Consider the following 7,009-nt stretch of genomic DNA (forward strand, 5'->3'; position numbering starts at 1 on the left):
AGGGTGGGTGGCAGACCGACGACGAAGGAGAAACATGATGCGGACCCGAACCCTGGGCAGCACCGGTCCGGCCGTCTCCGCGCTGGGCCTGGGCGCGATGGCCATGTCGGGCGCTTACGGCACGGCCGACCGCGCGGAGAGTATCGCCACCGTGCATGCCGCGCTGGACGCCGGCGTCACACTGATCGACACCGCCGACTTCTACGCCATGGGCCACAGCGAACTGCTGCTCGCCGAGGCTCTGCGGGGCCGGGACCGCGACAGCTACCGGCTGAGTGTCAAGTTCGGCATGCTGCGGGGGCCCGGCCCCGTGTTCGGCGGGTACGACGGCCGCCCCGAGGCGGTGAAGAACTTCCTGGCCTACTCGCTGACCCGGCTGGGCACCGACCACATCGACATCTACCGTCCTGCCCGGCTGGACCCCGCGGTGCCGATCGAGGAGACGGTGGGCGCGGTCAAGGAGATGATCGACGCCGGGTACGTGCGCCACCTCGGTCTCTCGGAGGTCGACGCGGCGACGGTCCGGCGGGCCCATGCCGTACATCCGGTCGCCGACCTCCAGATCGAGTACTCGCTGATCTCCCGTGCGGTGGAGGCGGAGGTCCTGCCCACGCTGCGTGAACTCGGCATCGGCCTCACCGCGTACGGGGTCCTCAGCCGGGGCCTCATCTCCGGGCACTGGTCCGCCGGCCGTGCCATGGAACCCGGCGACGGCCGCGGCCTCAGCCCGCGCTTCACGAGCGGGAACGTGGAGCACAACCTCACCCTCGTGGAGGCGCTGCGCCGGGTCGCATCGGCGAAGGGGTGCACGGTCGCCCAACTGGCCATCGCCTGGGTGGCCGCGCAGGGCGAGGACATCGTGCCGCTGGTCGGCGCCCGTACCCGCGAGCGGTTGTCCGAGGCGCTGGCCTCGACGGAGCTGGCCCTCACGGCGGACGACCTCGCCGAGATCGAGAAGGCGGTCCCACCGGGCGCGGCACGCGGCGACCGCTACCCGGCGGCGTTCATGTCCGGCCTCGGCGTGGGGAACTGAACCCGGCGCCCGGCTGCCCGCGCGGCCCGGACCCTGTTGATCGGTCGAGAGGCGGCGGCGAGCTGCGACAAGGCCGATGACGGGGTCCGGGGCGCGTACCTCGGCGGTTCGGCCGTCGGGGCGTCGGAGGACGCCGAGCTGTCGGCCTCCTCCGACGTCGGCATCGTCGCCGTCACCGCCACCTGCCACCGGCGTCCCCGCGGTCGAGCCGGGGAAATTCCGCTACCGGGCGCCCTGCTGGAAGTGAGCTGTCCGGACCAGGACGACCATCGCGAGGCGCGGTTCCGGGTCGTCGCCGCCTTCCCGCGCTGTCACACCGTCCTGGCCGCGGAAGCCTCCCGGTTCCGCCGGTTCCTGCCGGCTCCGGGTTACCGCCGAGGACATCCCGCCTCGCCGACAACCCGGCAACCCTGCAACCCGGCATCGCCGCCTGACGTCCGGCGGCAGAAGCCGGGCCGTCAGCTTCTGTCCCTGTCCTCGGTGAGGGCCGCCCGGATCCGGCCGAGCCATTCGGCGGCCAAGCGGCGCCCGTCCGGGAGTTGGTCGTCCCGGTCCCAGCGCCACGTCGTGATCATCGCGAGTACGAGGATCCGGCACTCCCGCAGCAGGTCCCGATCGACGCCGGGACAGTGCCGGGCGACCTCTTCGGGGGCATGGGCCAGGTCGAATTCGACGGGCCCACGGCAACATGTCTCCAGGTCCATGAAGAGCAGCCCGTTCTCCGTGGAGAGCACATTGCCCGGGTGCGGCTCGCCGTGCAGTAGCTGTTCGGGGGCGCCGCGCTCGTCGATCGCCCGTCTCAGGCTCCGCAACGTGTCGCCGAGCAGTCGCCGGTCCGCGTCGGCCAGTTCCGGGGTGCGGTCACGGTCCGCCACCAGTCGTCGGGCGTGCTCGACGCGATCCGTGAAGCGCGGCGCCGGCACGTCGAGCGCGCGCATACTGGCATGCAGCCGCTGGAGCGCGTCGGCGTAGTCGGCCGGTGGGATCTCTCGGGGTGTCACGGGCGCGTAGTACGTCCAGAGCGTGACCGTGAAGCCGTCGCGCTCATGGACGCGTGGCTCCACCCGAGGGTCGAGAACGGCCACCGGGCACCCGGCTCCGGCGAGCCGCTGGGCGAGCTCGACTTCGACCTGTGCGGCCTGATGCGCCACGGGCGCCACCCGGGCCAGCACGTCACAGGGCAGCAGGCGCAGTGTGAGCCTGTTCGAGTCCTGAAGAACGATCGCGTCGTCCACGCTCAGGCCGAGCGAGGAAGCGGTCGCCATGGCCGCGGCCACCGCACGCGTGACCTCCGATGTCCGCACTGTCGTCCGACCTCTCTCCCTTGAGCCATGGACCGTTGACCATGAGCCGTTGAGCCTGATCCGCCCCTTCGGCGGCCCCGTCGCGAGAGCGCCATCGCCTACGCGGACGGCGGGCTGTCCGCCGTGTGCAGGGCGCGTGCCCGCTTGAGGGCGGCGTCGAAGTCGCGCTGGGTGCCGTCACACCAGTGCAGCAGATCGGCGAGGACCTGGTGCAGGGTCTCACCGGGGCTGCGGCGCCAGCCGTCGCCCGAGAGCGTGTACGTCTCCAGAGCAGCGTTGGCACGCCTCACCGCGGCATCCCGCGCGTCCGTCGTCACCGGTGTCGTCCTCTCCGTGGAAGCCCGCGTCTGCAGGAAGTCCGAGAAAACTATAGCGAGCTGTATATTTACAGCGCATTATATTTTCGAGCGGAGCGGGCGGGAGCGGAAGCGCATGGAGACCCACACAAACGGGCTGCGTACGGTCACAGCCGTCCGGTACGTGACCCCGCTGCGGAGCGGGGGCTCCGTCCCCGGGGTCGTGGAGGCCGATGACCTGGGGACGTACGTCGTCAAGTTCACGGGCTCGGCGCAGGGGCGCAAAGCGCTCGTCGCGGAAGTCGTCGTCGGCGAGCTGGCGCGCCATCTCGGCCTGCGGGTACCGGAGTTGGTGCTGGTGAACTTCGACCCGTCGGTCGCCGCGGGAGAGCCGCACGAGGAGGTGCAGGACCTGCTGCACGCCAGCGCGGGGCTCAACCTCGGCATGGACCACCTGCCGGGAGCCGCCGACTTCACGCCACGGACACCCGGTGCACCGGAGGCCGACCCGGTCGAGTCCGCCCGGATCATCTGGCTGGACGCGTTCACCGCGAACGTGGACCGTACGGTGCACAGTTCGAACCTGATGACATGGCCGGCCTCCGGTCCTCAGAAGCCTCTCCTGTGGCTCATCGACCACGGCGCGTCGCTGGTCTTCCACCACCGCTGGGAGAGCGCGGCGGACGCGGTCGGCAAGGCGTACGACTTCCGGTTCCACGCGCTCGGCTCACCGGGCCTCGACATGGCTGCCGCGGACGCCGAGTTGGCGCACCGGGTGACCCCTCGGCTGCTGCGCCGGATCGTCGCCGCCGTACCGGACGCGTGGCTGGCCGACGAGCCGGGGTTCGCCACGCCGGAGGAGGTCCGCGAAGCCTACGTGGCCCATCTCGCCTCCCGGGTACGGATGTCCGACCGGTGGCTCCCCCAGGTCGCGTCATGAGCGAGGGGCTGCGGGAACGGAAGAAGCGGCAGACGCGGCGACGTATCTCCGAGGCGGCCCTCGGCCTGTTCGTGGCGCGGGGCTTCGACCACGTCACCATCGCCGAGGTCGCGGCGGCGGCGGAGGTCTCCGTCAAAACCCTCTACAACTACTTCGAGGCGAAGGAGGACCTCGTCCTGCCGCCGGACGAGGCGTCCCCGCAGCGGCTCGCCGACATCACGCGCGCGGCGGCCCGGCGAGTCCGCCGCAGGCGCGGTGCTCGGACACCTGCGGCACGAACTGCGCCACCGCGACCGGAAGGTGGGCCTGACCGCGGGCTTCGGCCCCGTGTTCGAGATGATGCGGGCCGCCCCCACTCTCACCGCCCGCCTGGAGGATCTCGGCCGGCAGATGACCGACGCCCTCACCGCGGTTCTGGCCGAGGAGACCGGAGCCGCCCCCGGCGACCAGACACCGCGCGTGGTGGCCGGCCAGATCGGCTGGTTCCACTCGCTGGTCTACGGCGAGATCGGCCGACGCCTCGTGGCGGGCGAGGACCCCGCCACGATCTCCGGGGCCCTGCTGGAACTCCTCGATGTCGTCGAGGAGACGCTGAGCGAACGTACGCTCGGCTACGCCACCCGCGAGGAGTGACGCGCCGACGCACCGCCGGTACGTCATCGGCACCGTGCCGCCATGTCCCCGGCTCGCACACGGGGCGGCCGTCACGGCGAAACCTCCTCGACCAACCCGCCCCCGTCGGGAGATCGTTGGGCATGGAGTTCCTCTGTTACCACCGCGACCGGCCCGGCTCCCTGCCGCTGCGCCACGAACTGCTGGAAGAGCACTGGTCCTACATGGACCGGTACGCGAAGGAGATGATCGCCCGGGGGCCGACCCTCGCCGACGACGGCGACACGCCCACCGGAAGCGTGCACATCGTGGACCTCCCCGATCCCGCCGCCGCCCGCGCGTTCGCCTTCGACGAGCCGAGCTACCAGGCCGGCGCCTACCGGGACGTACTGCTGCGGCGGTGGCGCAACACACTGGGGCGCACCATGTGGGAGTTCCCCGGCGAACCCGGCGGTGGCAACCGCTATCTGGTGCTCGGCCTCGGCGCGGGGCGGCCCGCCGACCTCGCGCCGCCGGCCGACCGGGACGAACTGATCGCCTACGGACCGCTCCTGTCCGACGACGGCGCCATCTGACTGGGCACGGCGGCGCTGGTCCGGGCGCCGGACCCGGACACGGCCCGCGCCGTACTGACCCCGGACCGGTACGCCGCCATCGAGGTGCACAACTGGCAGCCCGGCGGGCGCTCGTGAGGACCGGGCCGACGGCGTCGCCCGCCGCGTCTCACCCCGTGGAGGCGCCCTCACGGTCCTCCAGGGCGCTGATGGCGGTGACGGTCAGGCTGTGGGTGATGTGGTCCCGCATCAACTGAGCCGCCTCGGCGCCCCTGCCGTCCACGATCAGTGAGACGAGTTGGTGGTGCTCCTGGAGGTCACGGGTGCGCGGTTCGTCGCCGGGCGGGAGTTCCAGGCCGAGGCGACGGTACCGGTCGGACTTGTCCCACAGATCGTCCAGCAGACGGATGAGGACATCGTTGTGCGAGGCCCGGTACAGCGCCTGGTGGAAGGTGCGGTGGGCCGTGAGCGCCTCCTCCCCCCATTGGCGGGTGACGGGGAGGAGGCGGTCGACGGCGGCCCGCATGGTGGCGATGTCGTCGTCGGTACGCCGCAGGGCGGCGAGTTCGGCGGCGGTCGGGTCCAGGGACAGACGGACCTCGAAGAGCTGGCGGGCCTCGTCCGAGTTCATGGTGGAGACCCGCACGTCGCGGTGGGTCTCCACGGTGAGAAGCCCCTCGCTGCTGAGGCGGCGGATGGCCTCGCGCAGGGGCGTGATGCTCATGTTGAGGGACTCGGCGAGGTCGTACTGCGCGAGCCGTGACCCGGCCGGGAGCGTGCCGAAGAGGATCCGGTCGCGGAGTTCCGCGTAGGCGAGGTCGCTCTTGCTGAAGAACAGGTTCGGTCCTGCCATGGCCCCCTGACCGTTCCTTTCCGGCGGTTCCCCACCCCTTGACATCCCGTGTGGCTCCGGCCCACTCTAACAGCCGTCGCATCTTATAAGATATGAGAAAGGCCCCAGTGAAGATCACCAACGTCTACGAGGGCACCGTCCCGATCAGCTCCTCGATCCGTAACGCCTGGATCGACTTCAGCTCCATGGACTGCTCGATCGTGGCGATCGAGAGCGATGTCGTCCGCGACGGCAAGCCGGTCGTCGGCTACGGCTTCAACTCCAACGGCCGCTACAGCGCCGGCGAGATCCTGCGCCGCCGCGTCCTGCCCCGCCTGCTCGACGCCGAACCCGGCAGCCTGCTGGACGAGCAGGGCAGGCTGGACCACGCCAGGGCGTGGGACGTGATGATGCGCAACGAGAAGCCCGGCGGACACGGCGAACGCTCGGTCGCGGTCGGCGTGGTGGACATGGCCCTGTTCGACCTGGCCTCCAAGATCGAGGGCAAGCCGCTGTACCGGTACCTGTCCGAGCGGTACGGCGACGGACAGCCCGACGACTCCGTCTTCGTCTACGCCGCGGGCGGCTACTACGCCCCCGGCAAGACCCTCACCGACCTCAAGGACGAGATGCGCGGCTTTCTCGACCTGGGCTACGACGTCGTCAAGATGAAGATCGGCGGCGCGGGACTGGCGGAGGACCTGCGCCGTATCGAGGCCGTCATCGACGTCCTGGGCGGCGACGGCTCCCGGCTGGCCGTCGATGTCAACGGACGCTTCGACCTCACCACCGCCCTGGAGTACGGGCGGGCCATCGAGCCGTACGGGCTGTTCTGGTACGAGGAGATCGGCGACCCGCTCGACTACCACCTCAACGCCACCGTGGCCGAGCACTACCGCGGCCCCATCGCCACCGGCGAGAACCTCTTCTCCGTGCAGGACGCCCGTAACCTCATCCGCTACGGCGGCATGCGCCCCGACCGCGACACCATCCAGGTCGACCCCGCGCTCTCCTACGGCCTGGTGGAGTACCTGCGCATCCAGGACATGCTCCGCCGGCACGGCTGGTCCTCCCGGCGCTGCGTCCCGCACGGCGGGCACCAGTTCTCCCTGCACATCGCCGCCGCCCTCAAGCTCGGCGGCAACGAGTCCTACCCGGGCGAGTTCCAGCCCACCGGCGGCTTCGCCGACGACGCCGTCGTCGAGAAGAGCCGCGTCGGCCTGACCGACACCCCCGGCATCGGCTTCGAGCGCAAGGCCGCCTTCTACGAGGTGCTGCGCGCGCTGCACGGCTGACCCGCGCCGCACCGTGACGCGCCCGCCACCCGGCGGGCGCCGTCGGGCGGCGCCCACGACCGGACACCCCCGAAGGGGGGCGCGTAAGGGACCGCCGGGGCCGCCGCACGCGAGAGGGGGCGCGCAACGCGCGGGGCGCCCCC

The 7,009-nt window shown here is 71.4% G+C and carries 6 protein-coding genes and 2 pseudogenes; 5 read left to right on the forward strand and 3 right to left on the reverse strand.

All coding sequences use genetic code 11. The features are described from left to right. Positions 1 to 37 precede the first annotated feature (37 nt). Positions 38 to 1,033, forward strand: a complete 996-nt coding sequence (locus ACFXPK_RS05145; RefSeq protein WP_385071779.1) for an aldo/keto reductase — start codon at positions 38 to 40, stop codon at positions 1,031 to 1,033. Between the two features lie 458 nt (positions 1,034 to 1,491). Here the strand turns inward: ACFXPK_RS05145 and ACFXPK_RS05150 are convergent, their stop codons facing one another. Beyond that, entirely contained in the window at positions 1,492 to 2,298 is an 807-nt protein-coding gene (locus ACFXPK_RS05150; protein ID WP_385071782.1) for a phosphotransferase, read from the reverse strand. 137 nt (positions 2,299 to 2,435) lie between these two features. Then, positions 2,436 to 2,627 (reverse strand): hypothetical protein, encoded by a 192-nt coding sequence (locus ACFXPK_RS05155; protein ID WP_385071785.1) that lies wholly within the window; start codon positions 2,625 to 2,627, stop codon positions 2,436 to 2,438. A 142-nt stretch (positions 2,628 to 2,769) separates the two neighbouring features. Here ACFXPK_RS05155 and ACFXPK_RS05160 point away from each other — a divergent pair, with 142 nt between their 5' ends. The 3 genes and pseudogenes from ACFXPK_RS05160 to ACFXPK_RS05170 all read left to right on the forward strand — a co-directional run bounded on the left by ACFXPK_RS05160 (position 2,770) and on the right by ACFXPK_RS05170 (position 4,877). Continuing rightward, entirely contained in the window at positions 2,770 to 3,573 is an 804-nt protein-coding gene (locus ACFXPK_RS05160; protein WP_385071788.1) for a HipA family kinase, read from the forward strand. Continuing rightward, positions 3,570 to 4,206 (forward strand): annotated as a pseudogene (locus ACFXPK_RS05165) (TetR/AcrR family transcriptional regulator). The gene ACFXPK_RS05160 and the pseudogene ACFXPK_RS05165 overlap by 4 nt, the downstream one beginning before the upstream one ends. Positions 4,207 to 4,328: 122 nt before the next feature. Next, positions 4,329 to 4,877: pseudogene (locus ACFXPK_RS05170) on the forward strand (YciI family protein). Positions 4,878 to 4,908: 31 nt separating this feature from the next. Here the strand turns inward: ACFXPK_RS05170 and ACFXPK_RS05175 are convergent. Then, positions 4,909 to 5,592 carry a GntR family transcriptional regulator gene (locus ACFXPK_RS05175; protein WP_385071791.1) on the reverse strand — a complete coding sequence of 228 codons (684 nt, stop codon included), beginning with the start codon at positions 5,590 to 5,592 and terminating at the stop codon, positions 4,909 to 4,911. 92 nt (positions 5,593 to 5,684) lie between these two features. On the opposite strand from ACFXPK_RS05175, the gene ACFXPK_RS05180 reads away from it, so the two are divergent. Next, on the forward strand, positions 5,685 to 6,866 hold the full coding sequence (locus ACFXPK_RS05180; protein WP_385071793.1) for a mandelate racemase/muconate lactonizing enzyme family protein: 1,182 nt from the start codon (positions 5,685 to 5,687) through the stop codon (positions 6,864 to 6,866). The last annotated feature ends 143 nt before the right edge of the window (positions 6,867 to 7,009 follow it).

It is taken from the genome of Streptomyces sp. NPDC059142 (assembly GCF_042755665.1).
In the GTDB taxonomy this organism is placed as follows: Bacteria; Actinomycetota; Actinomycetes; order Streptomycetales; family Streptomycetaceae; genus Streptomyces.

What these genes read in the sequence shown, in the direction of transcription:
- ACFXPK_RS05145 (WP_385071779.1), top strand. Translation starts at nt 38, where the DNA reads ATGCGGACCCGAACCCTGGGCAGCACCGGTCCGGCCGTCTCCGCGCTG.
- ACFXPK_RS05150 (WP_385071782.1), bottom strand. Translation starts at nt 2,298, where the DNA reads ATGGCGACCGCTTCCTCGCTCGGCCTGAGCGTGGACGACGCGATCGTT.
- ACFXPK_RS05160 (WP_385071788.1), top strand. Translation starts at nt 2,770, where the DNA reads ATGGAGACCCACACAAACGGGCTGCGTACGGTCACAGCCGTCCGGTAC.
- ACFXPK_RS05175 (WP_385071791.1), bottom strand. Translation starts at nt 5,592, where the DNA reads ATGGCAGGACCGAACCTGTTCTTCAGCAAGAGCGACCTCGCCTACGCG.
- ACFXPK_RS05180 (WP_385071793.1), top strand. Translation starts at nt 5,685, where the DNA reads ATGAGAAAGGCCCCAGTGAAGATCACCAACGTCTACGAGGGCACCGTC.